Genomic DNA, 16,843 nt, shown 5'->3' with positions numbered 1-16,843 from the left:
GAAACACCAAACTGACTCCCTCAAGGAGCGACGCCATGATCAACAACAAGACAGTAACGCTGACCACCTTTGCCGGCATGGGACTGCTCGCCATGAGCCTGCATGCCCACGCCGCTCAAGAAGTCCGCATCGCCACGCATGTGTCGGCAGAATCGCCACTGGCCAAGCAGATGGAAATGTTTGCGGAACGCATCGAGGAAAAACTCCCCGGCGAGTTCGACTTCGAGCTCTACCCGAATGGCCAGCTCGGCAAGGAATCGGCGCTCATCGACAACTTGCAGCTCGATACCATCGAGATGGTCAATGTCGCCTCCGGCGTCTTGAAAGTGGACGATCAGCTCGGCTTCTTCGACCTGCCCTGGCTGTTTCAGGACCGCGAGAACGTTCGGCGCGCCATGGCAGCCGGGCTGGAAAAGGAACTGGTCGACACCGTAGAGGGCAACATGAGCGCCAAGGTAGTGGGCGTTTATGAGAACGGCTTCCGCCACATCATCAACTCCCAACATCCCATCGAGACACCCGCCGATCTGGATGGCATGAAGATCCGCATCTCCGGCGGCGACTTCCGCCAGCAGATCTTCGCCTCGCTGGGGGCCGTGCCGGCCAAGATCGCCTGGGGCGAAACCTTCACCGCCATGCAAACCGGTGTGGTGGACGGTGCCGAAGCCGCGACCTACGGCTTCTATGGACAGAAGATGTACGAGGTGCAGGATTATCTGTCCTTGACCCGCCACGTTTACACACCGTCGTTTCTGCTCGCCTCGCCCGGGTTCTGGGACTCGCTGACCGAAGAACAGCAGGCCGTCTTTACCCAGGTCGCCGAAGACATGCGCGACGACGCCTATGCGCAGGCCGCCGAGATCGAGCAAGCGAATCTCGATGCCATGCGCGACGCCCTGGAAATCAACGATGTCGACCTCGGCCCGTTCCGCGACAAGGTCAAATCCGTATACGAGAACTACGAGAGCAAGTATGGCGATGACTGGCTCCAGATCGTGCGCCAGACCGCTGAATCGTCATAACCGCTGGAGTCGACACGATGCTGAAATACTTGGATCGTTTGGTCGAAACCGTGGTGGGGGCGCTGGTGGCCCTCACCACCATCGCCGTGTGCTTGAACGTCTTTTTTCGCTACGTGCTTGGCTCGGGGCTGGTGTGGGCCGATGAAGTGCCGGGATTCCTGCTGGTGTGGATTGCCTTCCTGGGGGCTTACATCGCGGCCAGAGATCAAGGGCATATCGCCTTTGACATGCTGGTCGAGGCCTTCCCGCCTCTCCTCAAACGCATCGTGCAGGTCGTCGGGGAAACCGCGGTCATCGGTTTTTTCGTGCTGCTCGGCATCAAGTCATGGCAGATGATCGACCGCGTCGGAGGGCGATCCATCGAGACCCTCCCCATCGCGCAGGGCGTATTCATGAGTGTACTCCCCATCGCCAGCACCCTGATGGTGATCGCTCTGAGCGTTCGCCTTTTCCAACGTTGGAGGAATTCCTGATGGCCTGGGGCGTAGTCGCAATGCTGTTCGGCATCATTCTATTGGGTGTCCCGGTAGGCTTTGCCTTGATGATCACGGCAGCGATCTCGATGTGGATCGCGGACATCAACTTGCTGATGATTCCCGTGCAGATCTTTTCGGGAACCAACTCGCTGGTGCTGCTGGCGATCCCGCTGTTTATCCTCATGGGCGAGCTGATGAGCGCGACCAGCATCGCCCAGCGTCTGATCGACTTTGCGGCCTCCCTGGTGGGCTGGATGCGCGGTGGCCTGAGCCATATCAATGTCGTCACCTCGATGTTCATGGCGGAAATGAGTGGCTCGGCGGTGGCCGATGCAGCAGTGATGTCCAAGATCTTCGTGCCGCAGATGGAAAAGCGCGGCTATCCCAAAGGATTCGCCGCCTCCATTACGGCTGTCTCGGCGACGCTGGGCATCATCATCCCGCCATCGATTCCCATGGTGCTGTACGGCGTGACCACCAACACCTCGATTCGCGACCTGTTCATCGCCGGTATCGTGCCGGGCTTGCTGTTGGCAGCGGCCTTCATGGTGACCTCCTGGCTGTTCGCCCGCCGTGAGCACCACCCCCGCGAGGGAAATTTTGAACTCAAGACGCTCGGCACCGCCTTCAAGGGGGCATTGATTCCGCTGGCAATCCCGATAATCGTCGTCGGCGGCCTGATTGCCGGCATCTATACGCCCACCGAGGCGGCGGGCATTGGGGTGATGATCGCCCTGCTATTCGGCCTGTTCGTGACACGCGATCTCGACTACCGGATCATCTGGAAACTGATGGTGACGACGGCACGTCAGACGGCAGTGGTCATGATGATCGTTGCCGGTTCGGCCATTCTGGGACAGTACCTCGCCAACGAGCAGCTCCCCCAGCAGATCGCCAGCGCCCTCGGCGGCATCACCGACAGCTACATTCTCAACCTGCTCATCATCAACGTGTTCGTGCTGCTGCTGGGCATGTTCTTGCATGCCAGCGCGGCGATCATCGTCGTCGTGCCGCTGCTGCTTCCCATGGCGACCAACCTGGGGATCGACCCGGTGCATTTCGGCGTCATCGTCTGCCTCAACCTGGGCATCGGGCAGCAGACACCTCCCGTGGCGAGCGTGCTGCTCACCGTCTGCTCGACCACCGGCATGAAGATCGAGCAGGTCATGGGCTACTGCAAATGGTTCCTGCTGGCCATGTTCGCAGTCCTGCTGTTCGTGACATTCACGCCGATGACGGCACTATGGTTCCGTTAGTCCCGGTCGCCATGGCTTAGCGCCACGCTTCCTCCGTTCACCATGCCTCCTTGTCGCCCGCCTTCCAGGCGGGCGTTTTGCCTGCCAATCGATGCCGCCCCAGGTCGTCGGCATCGGGATACAAGAGACAAGCGTGTTAATCTGAGTGGCGTTCCAATCAAGGATGCCGTCGCCATGTCCGCCCCCACGCCCAATGCCCTGTCCGTCAGTGAACTCAACCGTCAGGCCCGCCTGATGCTGGAGCGTGGCTTCGGTGACTGCTGGGTGGAGGGGGAAGTCTCGGGGGTGGCGCGGCCGGCGTCGGGGCATATCTATTTCACGCTCAAGGACGACCGCGCCCAGCTGCGCTGCGCGTTCTTCCGCAACCGGGCGCGCTTGATGCGAACGCCGCTCAAGGACGGCGACCGGTTGCGGGTGCGCGGGCGCGTGTCGGTGTTCGAGCCGCGTGGCGACTATCAGTTGATCGTCGAGGCTGTGCAGGCATCCGGGGAAGGCGAACTGCTGGCGGCGTTCGAGCGGCTCAAGGCGAAGCTTTCTGCCGAGGGCGTCTTCGCCAACGCGCGGCCGCTGCCCTGCCCGCCCCGTCACCTGGCCATCATCACCTCGCCCACCGGCGCGGCGATTCGTGACGTGCTGGCGGTGTTGCGCCATCGCTGGCCGTCGCTGGAGGTGACGATCCTGCCGGTGCCGGTGCAGGGGCGCGAGGCACCGCCGGCGATCATTCGCGCCATCGCCCAGGCCAATCAGCGCGCCCAGTCGCCGGACGACACCGTCGATGCCCTGCTCGTCACCCGTGGTGGCGGCAGCCTGGAGGATCTGTGGGCGTTCAACGACGAGCACCTGGCGCGGGCGATCCATCACTCCCGCCTGCCGGTGATGTCGGCAGTGGGGCATGAAGTGGATGTCACACTGGCGGATTTCGCCGCCGACGAGCGCGCCCCCACGCCGTCCGCCGCCGCCGAGCGGCTGGTGCCCGACTGGCGCGAGTGGCGGGCGCAGTTGCAGGCCGCGGAGCGCGGCCTGACACGTGCCATGCAGGCACGCCTGGAGCGCGATGGTCAGCGCCTCGATCATGCCCGGGCGCGATTGCGACATCCCGGCGAGCGTCTGGCCGAACAGCGCCGGCGCCTGGAGAGTTGGGAAACGCGTCTGCAGCTTGCCATGCAGCGACGTCTCGACCGCGAGCGTCAGCATCACGAGACGCTGACTCGCCGCGTGGAACGCCAGGATCCGCGCCTTGCCATCGAGACGTATCGGCAACGCCTGACGACGCTAGAACGTCAGTTGCATACCGCCCTGCCGCGCCGCCTCGATCAGTCCCGGGAGCGCCTCGAAGCCCTGGCCCGCGAACTCAACGCGGTCAGCCCGCTGGCGGTGCTGGGTCGCGGTTATGCCATCCTCGAGGACGACGATCGCCATATCGTGCGTCACGCCCATGACACCCAGCCCGGCCAGACCCTCACCGCGCGACTCGGCGAGGGGCGGTTGAAGGTGGAGGTGAAGCGGCGCTTCAAGCGTTAGGCACTGTCTGACACCTATCTCTGAACGAATTCAGCGCTGGGCGCGGCGTGGTGCGGCGTCGTCGTTCTGTGCCGACTGCGAGTGGGTGCTCGGCTTGAAGCTGCTCGGTTCCAGGTCGTGGCGCGCCAGCAGCTTGTAGAAGTCGGTGCGGTTGCGCCCGGCGATGCGCGCGGCCTGGGTAACGTTGCCCTCGGTGATCTTCAGCACCTTGACGAGATAGCTGCGTTCGAAGCCCGCGCGCGCCTCGTTGAACGAGGGCAGCGCGTTTTCCTCGGCCGCCAGCGCCTGGGCCACCAGGGCCTCGGGGATGATCGGCGAGCTGGTCAGCGCCACGCACTGCTCGACCACGTTGACCAGCTGGCGCACGTTGCCCGGCCAGGCGCTGGAGGCCAGCAGGTTGAGCGCCTCCGACGAGAAGCCCTTGACGAAGGGCTTGTGGCGCTCTGCCGCCTGTCCCACCAGATACTTGGCCAGCAACGGCACGTCCTCGGCACGCTCCTTGAGGGCCGGCAGCTTGAGGTTGACGACGTTGAGGCGGTAATAAAGGTCCTCACGGAAGTCGCCCTCGTGCATGGCGCGGTCGAGGTCGCGGTGCGTGGCGGAGATGATGCGCACGTCGATGGGCACCGAAGTGGTCGAGCCCAGGGGGCGAATCTGACGTTCCTGCAGCGCGCGCAACAATTTGACCTGCAGCGTCAGCGGCATGTCGCCGATCTCGTCGAGGAACAGGCTGCCGCCGTTGGCGGCGAGGAACAGCCCCTCGTGCTGGCTCACCGCACCGGTGAAGGCGCCCTTGGCGTGCCCGAACAGCTCGCTTTCCAGCAACTGCTCGGGCAGCGCGCCGCAGTTGATCGCCACGAAGGGCTTGTCGGCGCGTCCGCTCGCCTGGTGGATGGCGTTGGCCAGCAGCTCCTTGCCCGAGCCGGAGGCCCCGGTGATCAGCACGCTGACATCCGAAGCCGCCACCATGCGGGCCTGCTCGAGGATGCGTTCCATCTGCGGGCTGCGGGTGATGATCTCGGCACGCCAGGCATCGTCGCCGGCCCCGTGGGTGCTCGCCGTCTGCGCCATGGCTTCCTCGATGGCGGCGAACAGCTCGTCGCGGTCCACCGGCTTGGTGAGAAAGCTGAACACCCCCTGGCGCGTGGCGCTCACCGCATCCGGGATGGAGCCGTGCGCGGTGAGAATGATCACCGGCATGCCCGGCGCGCGGCGCTGCAATTCGTGAAACAGTGCCATGCCGTCCATTTCGTCCATGCGCAGGTCGGAGAGCACCAGGTCGGGGCGGTCCTCGGTCAGGCAGTCCAGTGCCTGGCGTCCACTCTCGGCGGTGGTCACGCGGTAGCCTCGGCTTTCCAGGCGCATGCCCAGCAACTTGAGCAGGCTGGGGTCGTCATCGACCAGCAGAATATGCGCGGCGGCGTGCTTCACGTCTTTCTCCTTGGGCTCATTCGCGCCGTCATGGCGATTGCTGATGACGCGAGTTGATGCTCTGTTCGATGGCCGTCAGGGCGTCGAGTTTCTCGGCGAGTTCATCGCGCTCTCGCGCCAACGCCTGGCGGCGCGATTCACTCTTGGCCAGCTCGGCGACCAGACTCCGGCGACGCTCGAGTTCGTTGAGCCATTGCTGCAGCAGAGGCTGCAGGCGGCTCGGCGCCGCCGAGATCTCGGCCTTGTAGAGTTCCGAGGCGCGCTCCCACTCATCGCGCTCCCCCCACGCCAGTACCGTGGCGCGTGCCAGCTTGAGATGCGGCATGTCGCCGTTCAGGCGCGTCAGCATGGTCTGGCGCCATTCGCTGTCTCCGCGCTGCGCCGCCAGACCGAAGGCCACCCAGTCATCCACCAGGCAGACGTTGTCGGCCAGTTGCGGAATATCGCTGTCACAAGAGGTGACCGGGGGCTCCGGCGGGGGCGGCTGCTGGGCCAGCCACTGGCAACCGGTCAAGAGCGAGCTGGCGCATAGCGCCACTAGCAGCATCCGGATTTTCATGGGTTCGAGTTCCTTGCGTTAAGCGCCGGCATTCGTGTGGCCGGCGTCGTTATGGAGGCGTCATCGGTGGCGGGGTTTCCCTCCGCCGACGAGACCTCGGGCAATATCAGGCGAAAGCAGACCGGGAAATCGTCATCCTCGACCAGTTCCAGCCGCCCTTGCTGGACCCTGGCGCAGTCGGCGGCCACCGACAGCCCGATTCCCGAGCCCTTGAGGGCACCCTTGCGCCGCATACGGCCTTGATAGAATGCCTCGAAGAGATGCGCACGATCCTCGTCGTCGATGGGTTCGCCGGTATTGGCGACGTCGACGATCAGCGAGGCCTGATGCTGGCGAACCCGCAGCGCCAGATAGCCGCCGTCCTCGCCGTAGGCGATGGCATTGGAAACCAGGTTGTCCAGGATACTGGCCGTCCGTTCGCGGTCGGCCTGCCAGGGGAGTGGCGCATGCTGCGGCCATTCGACCCGCATGCCCTTCTTGTCGAGCGCCAGGCGATGCTTGGCGAGCACCTCCTGGATCACCGTGACCAGATCGAAACGCGTCACCTTGAGGCCGCGACTGTGCTGCAAGAGATTATAGTCGAGCAGCTGTTCGATGAGCTCCTGCAGTTCCTGACCACTGACATCGATCAAGCCGACGATTTCCCGCTGGCGCTCGCTCAGCTCGCCCACCACGCCGTCGGACAGCAGCGCCGTGCCTTCGCGCACGCTGGCCAGCGGCGTCTTCAGCTCATGGGACATATGCCGCAGGAACTGTTGCTTCTGCGCCTCCAGCTCGGTGAGACGCCCGGAGAGCCAGGTCAGGCGCTCGCCCAGACTGACCAGCTCCGCCGGCCCCTGGATATGCTGCGGCGAGGCGGGTTCCATGCCGCTGCCCAGACTGAAGATGCGCCGTTCGAGCTGGCGAATGGGACGGATGATCAACCAGGTGAAGAACAGCATGAGCACCAGGCTCACCGACACCAGCACGGCGGTCTGCAGCCAGAGCTGGCCGCGCACCGTGCCGGCGCGCTCGCGAATGGCATCGATGCGGTCGTCGATGAGCTGGTTGGTGGCCTGGCGGACGTTGTCGGTGCGCTGGGAAAAGTTGCCGAACGCCGCCAGTTGCTCGCGGAATTCCTCGATGGACATGTCCGGCAGGGCCTCGAGTTCGCCCAGTTGCTCGCGCAGCCGTGGAATGTCGGGGTCGTCGGGCAGCAGGGGGGCGTGCTCGTCGAGCAGTTCCGCGTAGCGCTCGGCCTTCTCGTTGTAGATATCGAGCAGCCCTTCTTGCTCGAGCACCGCGTACTGGCGCGCACTGCGCTCCATCTCCAGGGCCAGATTGCTGAGGGTACGGGCACGACGGGTTTGTTCCACCGCCTGGCGTGCGCTCACGTCGGCCAGCGACGAAAGTTCGGAAAGCGCCTGACCGGCCTGAAACATGAGAACGGCAATCGGCAGCATCACCATGACGAAGGCGAGCAATACCAACTGCAACAATGAACGGGGACGCCAGCGGCGAGAGACCTGAGTGGCCATGAGCGCGATTCTATGCAGAAAGAGGGTGGATGCCATGTAATCTTATCCGCACAGGATAACAGAGTTACACTCGCCTGCCGGGCTTCTGGTCGCCCCGCCGATCGAGCGCTTCGTGATGGCCCCTTCGCTTGCCCCGGCTTGTCGCCTTTGGCGGACGCGCGACATCTAGCGGGCGCGCAAAAAAAGTGGGCCGGAAAATCCGGCCCAAGGTACGCAGGGAACTGAAGGGTCAACTGAACACTCTCGAACATCCACCTGGCTGAACTCTCGAGAGTGATCGATGGGCCCGAAGGCCCACGAAGCCATGAGTGCCGTACATTGCCAGGAAAAAAGCACCCATGTTGACGGACTGGCCGTCGCTTCGTCCGGTGCCATGCCGCCGAGGCGGCGTGGCGAAATCAGGCCCCCGAAGGGGGTGGCATCCTTGCCTGGGCATCCTTGCCCTTTTGGTACCTATCCATGCCCGTAGGCGGTACCCGTCTCATCGCAACCTAAGTCACACATCGCGTGGAGCAGACGCTGATCGATCCCGCCAGACCTTACGCACAGGGTTGTGACCGGAACGCCTGGCGTGATCGATCGAGAAACGGCTCGAGCCGTGTTGAACCGCTTCCCGTTGCTCGCCCTATACATTGCGATTGGCGTGCCAGTTTTTTTAAAAACCACTAAAAACAATAACTTGCAAACATGCCAACCGGACCATTCGCGGCCACTTCCGATATTTGCCGCTCACGGAGCGAGATTGGCGGCCAATAACGTCGCCATTCCCCAACGCGATATGACCGAAAACCTCTTAATTCAACAAAATCAATGACTTATTACGTCTCCAATTGGAGACACCCGTCGAGGGAAAGCGACAGGTCATGGCCGGGCGAGACGCCGCCCGCGCCATTGACGGGGCGCGAAGCGGCGCGGGCAGACAGGATCAGGTGAGGGGTTTGAGCAACACCTTGGATTGACGCGCGTGATTGTAGGAATCGCGGCGCATGTGCGGCAGCGCCTCCAGGCCATCGAGCCGGAAGCCGCGCTCGAGGAACCAGTGCGTGGTGTGGGTGGTGAGCGCGAACAAGGCGGTGAAACCGCGCCGACGCGATTCGCGCTCGATCTCGGCCAACAGCAGGTCGCCCCGGGCGCCCCCCCGATAGTCGCCATGCACGGCGACGCAGGCGAGCTCGCCCATGCAGGCGTCGGGGTAGGCATGCAGGGCACCGCAGCCGATGATCATGCCGTCGCGCTCGATGACCCAGTAATCGTCGACCTGATGCTCGAGGCGTTCCCGCGAGCGGGCCACCAGCATGCCGCGCTCCTCGAGCGGGCGCAGCAGTTCGAGCAGGCCGCCCACGTCTTCCAGCGTCGCGCGGCGCAACTGCTCGTAGCGGTGCTGGGTGATCATGGTGCCGACCCCGTCCCGGGTGAACAGCTCACCCAGCAAGGCATCGCGATCGTGCCAGGAAAGCAGGTGCGTGCGCGCCACGCCGTGACGCGCCGCTTCGCAGGCCGCCCCCAGGTGTCGCGCCAGCTCGCTGCCGGGCGGTGCCTGACGGCGCAGGGGTTCCGCTTCCTGAGGCGTCAATTGGCGCTGCAGCAAGCCGCTGGCGTCGTGCAGCCCCGCCGCGTCGCCGAGCAGGATCAGCTTGTCGGCGCCCAGCCCCATGGCGACATGCTGGGCGACATCGGCCGCATCCAGATCGAACACCTCGCCGGTACTCGAATAGCCTAGCGGCGGCAGCAGTACCAGGGTTTCCTGGGACAGCAGCTCGGCGATGGCCTGGCTGCGCACGCGGCGTACCTCGCCGCTGTGATGGAAATCCACGCCGTTGCGCACGCCCAGCGGTTTCGCCGTGACCAGGTTGCCGGACACCACCGTCAGCTCGACACCGTGCAGGGGCGTGTTGGGCAGGCCCAGCGACAGGCGCGCTTCGATCTTGAGGCGCAGCTCGGCGGCGATACGCTCGACATGGCGCATGATCGCCCCGTCGGCCACCCAGCGACCGTCGATCCGGCGCGGCGCGATGCCCTCCGCGCTCAGCGCCTCGCCGACCTGGGGACGAATGCCAAAGACCATCACCAGGCGCACGCCCAGGGTATGCAGCAGCGCCAGGTCCTGCAGCAGCGGCTCCCATCGCTCGGATGCCAAGGCCTCGCCCTCGATGAGCACCACGAACGTACGTCCGCGATGCGCATTGATATACGGAGACGAATTACGAAACCAGTCGGCGAAGGGAAAGCGCGTGTTCAAGGCCCGCTCCAGCTGCAGGAAGGAAAGACATCATGACTATATCAGAGGCATAGAAAAGGCGGGACCGGTAGCTCCGATCCCGCCTCGCGATGCGGCGACTCGCTCGGCTCGCGTGCTAGCCGAACATGCCCTTGAACATGAAGAAGAACATGATCGACAGCAGCGCCCCGGCCGGCAGGGTGATCACCCAGGAAAGCGCGATGGTGCCCAGCACGCGCAGGTTGAGCGCTGCCATGCCACGGGCCAGACCGACCCCCAGCACCGCACCGACCAGTGTCTGGGTGGTCGAGACCGGCAGGCCGGTGCCCGAGGCCAGCACCACGGTCGTCGCCGCCGCCAGGGTCGCGGCGAAGCCACGGCTCGGCGTCAGCTCGGTGATGCCCGTGCCCACCGTGGCGATGACCTTGTGGCCATAGGTCACCAGGCCGACGACGATGCCGCCGCCGCCCAGAATCAGTACCCACCAGGGCAGCGCCGCCGCGCCGCCGACATCGCCCTGCGAGTCGACCACGCTGATGACCGCCGCCAGGGGACCGACGGCGTTGGCGACATCGTTGGAGCCGTGCGCGAAGGCCATGGCACAGGCCGTGAACATCATCAGCACGCCGAACACGCGCTCGACGCTGTTGAAGTCGAAGCTGGAGCTGCTGCGCTGGCGCTTGGCCCGATCGACGCGATTTTCCATCAGGATGCCGATGACCATGACCACCAGGCCGATGCCGATCGCGATCAGCAGGCTATCGCCGAAGCTCATCTCCAGGCCGACGTGGGACAGGCCCTTGACCAGCGTGACCATCGCCACGACGAAGCCGACCAGGAAGATATAGCCCGGCACGTAGCGCTTGGCGGCGGCGAAGGGGTCACGGTTTTCGAAGATCAAAAACTGCACCGACTTGAACAGCACGAAGGCGATGGAGCCCGCCAGCAGCGGCGACACCACCCAGCTCGCCGCGATCTGGCCGACCTTGGGCCAGCCCACCGAGTCGACCCCCAGCCCGGCGACCGCGAAGCCGACGATGGCACCGACGATGGAATGCGTGGTGGAGACCGGCCAGCCGCGCATGGAGGCGATGAACAACCACACCCCGGCGGCCAGCAGCGACGCCAGCATGCCGTAGATCAGCAATTGCGGATCGTCGGACAGCAAGGCGGGATCGATGATGCCCTTGCGGATGGTGTTGGTGACCTGTCCCCCGGCCAGCCACGCACCGAGGAATTCGAACACCACGGCGATGAGGATCGCCTGACGGATGGTAATGGCCTTGGACCCCACCGAGGTCCCCATGGCATTGGCCACATCGTTGGCCCCTACCCCCCAGGCCATGAAGAAACCGAAAATGCAGGCGAGAATGATGAAGACATCGCCGTATTGCGCAATGATGGACATAGGCAAGTTCTATCTGGCTGGCGTGAGACGAAAAATCACACGGCCCGTCTTAGCGGGCCGTGAGGATTTGAAGACGACTGCCGACGCGCTCGGCGCGATCGGACAGCTCACCGATCCACTCGATGATCTTGTAGAGAAAGATCACGTCGACCGGTGGCAGCTCGGCTTCCAGCTGGAAGAGCTGGCGGCGAATCTGCACTTGCTGATCGTCGGCTTTGTGCTCGAGTTCGTGGAGCTCGCGGATGAAATCGTGCATGACATCCGAGACGTTGCGCCCGAAACCCGACTCGAGCAGCTCCTCGAGTTCCTCGAGCGCCTTGCGAGCCTGGCTGACGGTGGCGATGGCGGTTTCCAGATACGCCCGCATCGCCGGTGCCAGCGAGGCCGGGATCTGCATTTCGCGGCCCAGCATGATGCCGGTGATGTCGCGCGCCTTGTTGGCGATCTTGTCCTGTACGCTGATCAACTCCAGCAGGTCGGAGCGCGAGACCGGCAGAAACATGGTGTTGGGAAGGTTGAGGCGCAGCTCGGTCTTGAGCGTATCGGCCTCGTGCTCGAGTTCGGTGATCGCTTCGCGATGCGTGGCGGCCTCGTCCCAGTTGCCCGCCTGCGTGGCATCGAAAAACGGCAAGAGTCGTTCGGCGCACTCGCTAGTCTTGACGATATGCGCGAGCAAGGGCTCGAAAGGCGATCGTCCGAACAACGCCGAAAACGGATTGGAAGTCACCATAATGTCAGATTCGATGCGTTGGGAATGGCGGCGTCAGTATAGTGACTGCACCCCTTCGCGTCATGGAAAATTCATCCCCTTGTCATCAACGCAACAGGACCGGCATGTCTCAGGAAATCGAACTCAAGCTCGCACTGGGCGACAGCGGCCCCGACGCATTGCGCCGACATCCCCGCCTGGCCGGCCACACCGCGCACCGTGCCTGGCTGGCCAACACCTATTACGACACGCCCTCACGTGCCCTGGAACGCGCACGCATCGCCCTGCGCATCCGGCGCACGCCGGACGGCCATCTGCAGACCCTGAAGACTGCGGGCAGCGGCCAGGGCGGCCTGCACGCTCGCGGCGAGTGGGAGTGGCCGATCGCCGGCGACGCGCTGGATCTCGACGGCATCCGCCAGCACGCCCCCGGGGTGCTGAGTGATGCGGATCTCGCCGCGCTCGTGCCGCGCTTCACCACCGACTTCACCCGCGAGCGCTGGGACATCGTCGAGGCGGACGCTACCATCGAGGTCGCCCTGGACATCGGCACCATCCACGCCGGGGATCGGCACGTGCCGATTCGCGAACTCGAACTCGAACTCAAGACGGGCAGCCCCGAGGCCCTGTGGCGACTGGCCGCGTCGCTGGCGGACGAGGTCGCCCTGCGTCCGGCCAATGCCAGCAAGGCTCAGCGCGGCGCGGCCCTGCAGGATGGCTGGACGCTGCCCGGCGATGCCGCGGAGCTGCGCAACGCCACGCCGCGGCACCACGCCGAGCAAGCGATCGCCGCCCTCGACGCACTGGGCGATAGCGGCGAAGCCGAATTCTTGACCCACGCTCGGCACGCCTTCCGGTCCCTGGCCGAGGACACTCGCCTGACCACGGCCGTGCGTCAGCCGGCTGGTTGGCTGGCCGAAGCGCTCGACGGGCCGCAGTGGCTGACCCCACGATTCGGACAACACAGCCTGGCCCTGCTCGCCGCGCTGGATGCGCACTGAGCCGAGCTCGACCAGCGACGCCCAAGGAGATAACACTTGGCAGATTTGCGACCGGCCGCCGTCGGCCTACGTACCCGCTTGTTCCAGATCATCTTCGAGTCGGACAGCCGTCTGGCCAAGAGCTTCGATATCGGCCTGATCCTGATGATCCTGGCCAGCGTGGCCGTGGTCATGCTGGATAGCGTCGACAGCTATCACAGCGCGTTCGGCACGCTCTTCTACGAGGCGGAATGGGCCTTCACGCTGCTGTTCACATTGGAGCTGGCGGCCCGCCTGTACTGCCTGGAGCGGCCTCTCAAATATCTGACCTCGTTCTATGGCGTGATCGACCTGCTGTCGATCCTGCCCACCTGGCTGGCCCTGCTGTTCCCCTGGGGGCAATCGCTGCTGGTGGTGAGGCTGCTGCGCGTGCTGCGCATCTTCCGCGTGCTGCGGCTGATGCAGTTCGTCGGCGAGGGGCGACTGCTGATCGATGCGCTGAAGAACAGCTGGCACCAGATCCTGCTATTCCTGTTCGGCGTGCTGATGGTCGTGATCATCTTCAGCAGCCTGGTCTATCTGATCGAGCCTCCCGAAGCGGGCTTCAGCAATATCCCCACGGCGGTCTACTGGGGCGTGGTCACCCTGACCACGGTGGGTTATGGCGACATCACGCCGGTCACCCCGCTGGGCCAGTTCATCTCGATGATGGTCATGCTGATCGGTTATTCGATCATCGCCGTGCCCACCGGGGTGTTCTCCGCCGAGGTGATTCGCTCGCTGCGCGAGCAGCGTTATTCCAACGAAGCCTGCCCCGGTTGCGGTCTCGATCGCCACGAGCACGACTCACGCTACTGCCGGCGCTGCGGCACCTGGCTCGACGAGGACACCCAGGATCCCCGCCTGAGAGACGAGGCAGATGGCGCCTCGCAGCAGGGGCACTGAAACCAGGGGCGTTTCGTGAGAGCCAGGCCGGTGACAAGCCGGCGCGAGGGTCATTCGTCATGGATGACGAATGCAGCGCCCAAGGAAGGGAGCATGGCGCCCTCGCGAAGGTTTGTCACCGCAGCTTTCCACCTTGCCCGCGTGCTTACTGGAACGGCGCGACGTCCCCGCGTCCCTCGCGGACGATCGTGGGCGGAATCTCGCGGACATCCACCACCGTGGTGGGATCGAGATGGCAGGCCCCGCCGTCGATGACCGCATCGAGATGCGCGCCGAAGCGATCACGAATCACCTCGGGATCGGTCATCGGCAGGTCCTCGCCCACCGGGATCAACGTCACGCTCATCAGCGGCTCGCCCAGGGCGTCGAGCAGCGCATGGGTAATGCGGTGGTCCGGCACGCGCACCCCGATCGAGCGCCGCTTGGGATGCAGCAGCAGGCGCGGCACTTCGCTGGTGGCGTTGAGGATGAAGGTGTAGGGCCCCGGCGTATGCGCCTTGAGCAGGCGGAACACGGCGTTGTCCACCTTGGCGTAGGTACCGATCTCGGACAGATCGGAGCACATCAGGGTGAAGTTGTGCTTGTCGTCCAGCGAGCGCAGCCACTTGATCTTCTCGATGGCCTTTTTATCGCCCAGGCAGCAGCCGAGCGCATAGCCGGAGTCAGTGGGGTAGGCGATCACGCCGCCACCACGCAGTATCGTCAGCGTCTGATCGATGAGTCGCTTCTGGGGATTGTCGGGGTGGATCTGAAAGAACTGGGTCATGCCTACCTCCTTGGAGCGGGGCCGAAAGCGCGACGCCGAACGACGTGCCTTGCTTCGACCAGCAATAGCCTCACGCGGCGAATGTCGCAAGCTTGGGATGCCGCCACACCGGGATCACCGAGCAGCGCGGCGGCGCGCTCATCACGCCCGGCGCCAACGGGCCGCCGGGATAATGGAAGTCGCTGCCTTGCGAGCCCATGAGATCGCGCGCCTCGAGCTGGCGGGCCAGGTCGCGTCCCACGTCGGCGTTCTGGTGGCCGCTGATCAACTCGGCGGCCTCGCCTCCCGCCTCGCGGAAGGCATCCAGCAACTGACCACGCTTGCGATGCGTCAGCCGATAACGCAAGGGATGCGCCAGCACCGCGATGCCCTGGCTGTCGCGAATCCATTCGACCACCTCGCTGAGATAGGGCCAATGCGTCTTCACGTCGCCGGGCTTGCCGGCGCCCAGGTATTTCTTGAACGCCGTGGGCATGTCCGGCACCACTTCGGCGGCTACCAGGGCCTTGGCGAAATCCGGTCGCCCCAGGGGGCGTTCGCTGCCGGCCTGCTCCCGGGCCCGGGCCAGCACCGCGTCGAGCCCGACCTTCTCCAGCCGGTGGGCGATTTCCTCGGCGCGCGCGTCGCGCGCCCGGGCCTGGGCGGCGAGCCCTGCCTCGAGGGCGCCATGCGCGCCGCTGGGCAGCAGGGCCACCACGTGAATGCCGATGCCCCGCCACAAGGTGGATAACTCGCTGCCCGCCAGGCAACGCAGGCCCAGGCTGTCAGCGTGCCGCTGCGCCTCGGCGACCCCTGCCACGGTATCGTGGTCGGTGAGGCAAAACCGCGTGACGCCCTTGGCCTGGCAGGCCTCGGCCAGGGCGCAGGGCGAGAGCGCGCCATCCGACGCGGTGGAGTGCATGTGCAGATCGAGCCCCAGTTCGGCCTCGAAGGTCTCGGGCAAGGGCGGCAAGGGTTGGGTCATGGGCATGACGCGGTGCGGCGTCTTTGTCAGAATAGGGTCGCCATAGTGCTCGTTTGGGCGCCGCCGGGTCAATTCCCGGCCTCACCGGCACCTCACAGGATGCTCGTCGATGAAAATGCTTGTGGATTTCCTGCCCATCGCGCTGTTCTTCGCGGTGTATCACCTCAGTGACGATATCCTCCTCGCCACCCTGGTATTGATTCCCGCCACGCTCGCGCAGGTCGCCTTCGTCTGGTGGCGTTACCGGCGTGTGGAAAAGATGCAATTGATCACCCTGGCCCTGGTCGTGGTGATGGGCGGCGCCACCGTGATTTTCCACGATGCCGCCTTCATCCAGTGGAAGCCGACGGTGGTCAATTGGCTGTTCGCGTTCGCCTTCCTGGTCGCCCCGCTGTTCGGCGGCAAGACCCTGATCGAACGCATGATGGGCAAGGCCATCGCCTTGCCCGCCGCCACCTGGCGGCGCCTCAATCTCGCCTGGGTGGCGTTCTTCATCGCCCTGGGCGCGATCAATGTGTATGTCTTCAAGACCTACGACGAGGCCACCTGGGTCAACTTCAAGCTGTTCGGCATGCTCGGGCTGACCCTGCTGTTCGTGCTCGGCCAGGGGGTCTACCTGGCTCGGCACATGCCCCGTGATACGCTTTCGCAAAACGACCACCAGAAGGATGACGTCTGATGCTTTATTCGATCGTTAGCGACGATGTGCAAGACAGCCTGGAACGTCGCAAGGCGGCACGCCCGGATCACCTGGCGCGGCTCGAGAAACTGCGCGACGAAGGGCGCCTGGTTCTCGCCGGCCCCAGCCCCGCCGTGGATGCCGAGGACCCGGGCGAGGCCGGCTTCACCGGCAGCGTGGTGATCGCCGAGTTCGACAGCCTGCAGGAGGCCCAGGCGTGGGCCGATGCCGATCCCTTCGTGATCGCCGGCGTCTACGCCAAGGTCACCGTCAAGCCGTTCAAGAAGGTCTTGCCGTAACGCACGTTTATCCACACCTGGGCGCCAAGCTTTTGTGCACACCAGGTGTGGATAAAACTGTGAAGAGGCGGCGGACGGCTTTCTCGATGGCCG

General features: G+C 64.7%; 17 protein-coding genes. 9 read left to right on the top strand and 8 right to left on the bottom strand.

Annotated features, from left to right (window positions below; translation table 11 throughout):
* The first annotated feature begins 35 nt into the window (after positions 1-35).
* The 4 genes from CSAL_RS03720 (at position 36) to xseA (ending at position 4,275) form a co-directional block, all read left to right on the top strand.
* Entirely contained in the window at positions 36-1,022 is a 987-nt protein-coding gene (locus tag CSAL_RS03720) for a TRAP transporter substrate-binding protein (protein WP_011506028.1), read from the top strand.
* Between the two features lie 17 nt (positions 1,023-1,039).
* Positions 1,040-1,495 (top strand): TRAP transporter small permease, encoded by a 456-nt coding sequence (locus CSAL_RS03715; protein WP_011506027.1) that lies wholly within the window; start codon positions 1,040-1,042, stop codon positions 1,493-1,495.
* Positions 1,495-2,754, top strand: coding sequence for a TRAP transporter large permease (locus CSAL_RS03710; protein ID WP_011506026.1), 1,260 nt, complete (start codon positions 1,495-1,497; stop codon positions 2,752-2,754). Before CSAL_RS03715 ends, CSAL_RS03710 begins: the two co-directional genes overlap by 1 nt.
* A gap of 174 nt (positions 2,755-2,928) precedes the next feature.
* Positions 2,929-4,275, top strand: coding sequence for an exodeoxyribonuclease VII large subunit (gene xseA, locus CSAL_RS03705; RefSeq protein ID WP_011506025.1), 1,347 nt, complete (start codon positions 2,929-2,931; stop codon positions 4,273-4,275).
* Positions 4,276-4,305: 30 nt separating this feature from the next.
* Here xseA and glrR read toward each other — a convergent pair whose 3' ends face one another.
* The 3 genes from glrR to CSAL_RS03690 are packed head-to-tail and all read right to left on the bottom strand — an operon-like array spanning position 4,306 to position 7,818.
* Positions 4,306-5,706 carry a two-component system response regulator GlrR gene (gene glrR, locus CSAL_RS03700; protein ID WP_011506024.1) on the bottom strand — a complete coding sequence of 467 codons (1,401 nt, stop codon included), beginning with the start codon at positions 5,704-5,706 and terminating at the stop codon, positions 4,306-4,308.
* A 28-nt stretch (positions 5,707-5,734) separates the two neighbouring features.
* A complete protein-coding gene (locus CSAL_RS03695) occupies positions 5,735-6,265 on the bottom strand; it encodes a hypothetical protein (RefSeq protein ID WP_011506023.1) in 531 nt (176 codons plus the stop codon).
* Positions 6,262-7,818: a sensor histidine kinase gene (locus tag CSAL_RS03690; RefSeq protein ID WP_011506022.1), complete on the bottom strand. Its 1,557-nt coding sequence runs from the start codon at positions 7,816-7,818 to the stop codon at positions 6,262-6,264. The genes CSAL_RS03695 and CSAL_RS03690 overlap by 4 nt, the downstream gene beginning before the upstream one ends.
* A 535-nt stretch (positions 7,819-8,353) precedes the next feature.
* On the opposite strand from CSAL_RS03690, the gene CSAL_RS17365 reads away from it, so the two are divergent.
* Positions 8,354-8,596, top strand: a complete 243-nt coding sequence (locus CSAL_RS17365) for a hypothetical protein (protein ID WP_148266792.1) — start codon at positions 8,354-8,356, stop codon at positions 8,594-8,596.
* 111 nt (positions 8,597-8,707) lie between these two features.
* Here CSAL_RS17365 and argA read toward each other — a convergent pair whose 3' ends face one another.
* The 3 genes from argA to CSAL_RS03675 all read right to left on the bottom strand — a co-directional run bounded on the left by argA (position 8,708) and on the right by CSAL_RS03675 (position 12,138).
* Entirely contained in the window at positions 8,708-10,021 is a 1,314-nt protein-coding gene (argA, locus tag CSAL_RS03685; protein ID WP_011506020.1) for an amino-acid N-acetyltransferase, read from the bottom strand.
* A 115-nt stretch (positions 10,022-10,136) separates the two neighbouring features.
* Entirely contained in the window at positions 10,137-11,408 is a 1,272-nt protein-coding gene (locus CSAL_RS03680; protein ID WP_011506019.1) for an inorganic phosphate transporter, read from the bottom strand.
* 49 nt (positions 11,409-11,457) lie between these two features.
* Positions 11,458-12,138 carry a TIGR00153 family protein gene (locus CSAL_RS03675; protein ID WP_011506018.1) on the bottom strand — a complete coding sequence of 227 codons (681 nt, stop codon included), beginning with the start codon at positions 12,136-12,138 and terminating at the stop codon, positions 11,458-11,460.
* A gap of 104 nt (positions 12,139-12,242) precedes the next feature.
* Between CSAL_RS03675 and CSAL_RS03670 the strand changes: the two genes are divergently transcribed.
* Together CSAL_RS03670 and CSAL_RS03665 are read left to right on the top strand one after the other, a co-directional pair.
* Positions 12,243-13,118 (top strand): CYTH domain-containing protein, encoded by an 876-nt coding sequence (locus CSAL_RS03670; protein ID WP_011506017.1) that lies wholly within the window; start codon positions 12,243-12,245, stop codon positions 13,116-13,118.
* A gap of 36 nt (positions 13,119-13,154) precedes the next feature.
* The gene (locus tag CSAL_RS03665; protein WP_011506016.1) at positions 13,155-14,042 is read left to right on the top strand and encodes an ion transporter; all 888 of its coding nucleotides are present in this window, start codon (positions 13,155-13,157) and stop codon (positions 14,040-14,042) included.
* Positions 14,043-14,187: 145 nt separating this feature from the next.
* On the opposite strand, the gene CSAL_RS03660 is transcribed toward CSAL_RS03665, so the two are convergent.
* Both CSAL_RS03660 and CSAL_RS03655 read right to left on the bottom strand, forming a co-directional pair.
* A complete protein-coding gene (locus CSAL_RS03660; RefSeq protein WP_011506015.1) occupies positions 14,188-14,808 on the bottom strand; it encodes an L-threonylcarbamoyladenylate synthase in 621 nt (206 codons plus the stop codon).
* Positions 14,809-14,878: 70 nt separating this feature from the next.
* Complete coding sequence (locus tag CSAL_RS03655) at positions 14,879-15,772, bottom strand: PHP domain-containing protein (protein ID WP_011506014.1); 894 nt, start codon at positions 15,770-15,772, stop codon at positions 14,879-14,881.
* A gap of 109 nt (positions 15,773-15,881) precedes the next feature.
* Here CSAL_RS03655 and CSAL_RS03650 point away from each other — a divergent pair, with 109 nt between their 5' ends.
* Together CSAL_RS03650 and CSAL_RS03645 are read left to right on the top strand one after the other, a co-directional pair.
* On the top strand, positions 15,882-16,451 hold the full coding sequence (locus tag CSAL_RS03650; protein WP_011506013.1) for a septation protein A: 570 nt from the start codon (positions 15,882-15,884) through the stop codon (positions 16,449-16,451).
* A complete protein-coding gene (locus CSAL_RS03645) occupies positions 16,451-16,750 on the top strand; it encodes a YciI family protein (protein ID WP_011506012.1) in 300 nt (99 codons plus the stop codon). Before CSAL_RS03650 ends, CSAL_RS03645 begins: the two co-directional genes overlap by 1 nt.
* Positions 16,751-16,843 lie beyond the last annotated feature (93 nt).

Origin of the sequence: Chromohalobacter israelensis DSM 3043, from assembly GCF_000055785.1 — a bacterium.
GTDB classification, from domain to species: Bacteria; Pseudomonadota; Gammaproteobacteria; order Pseudomonadales; family Halomonadaceae; genus Chromohalobacter; species Chromohalobacter israelensis.
This window is presented reverse-complemented; position numbering and strand designations above follow the sequence as displayed.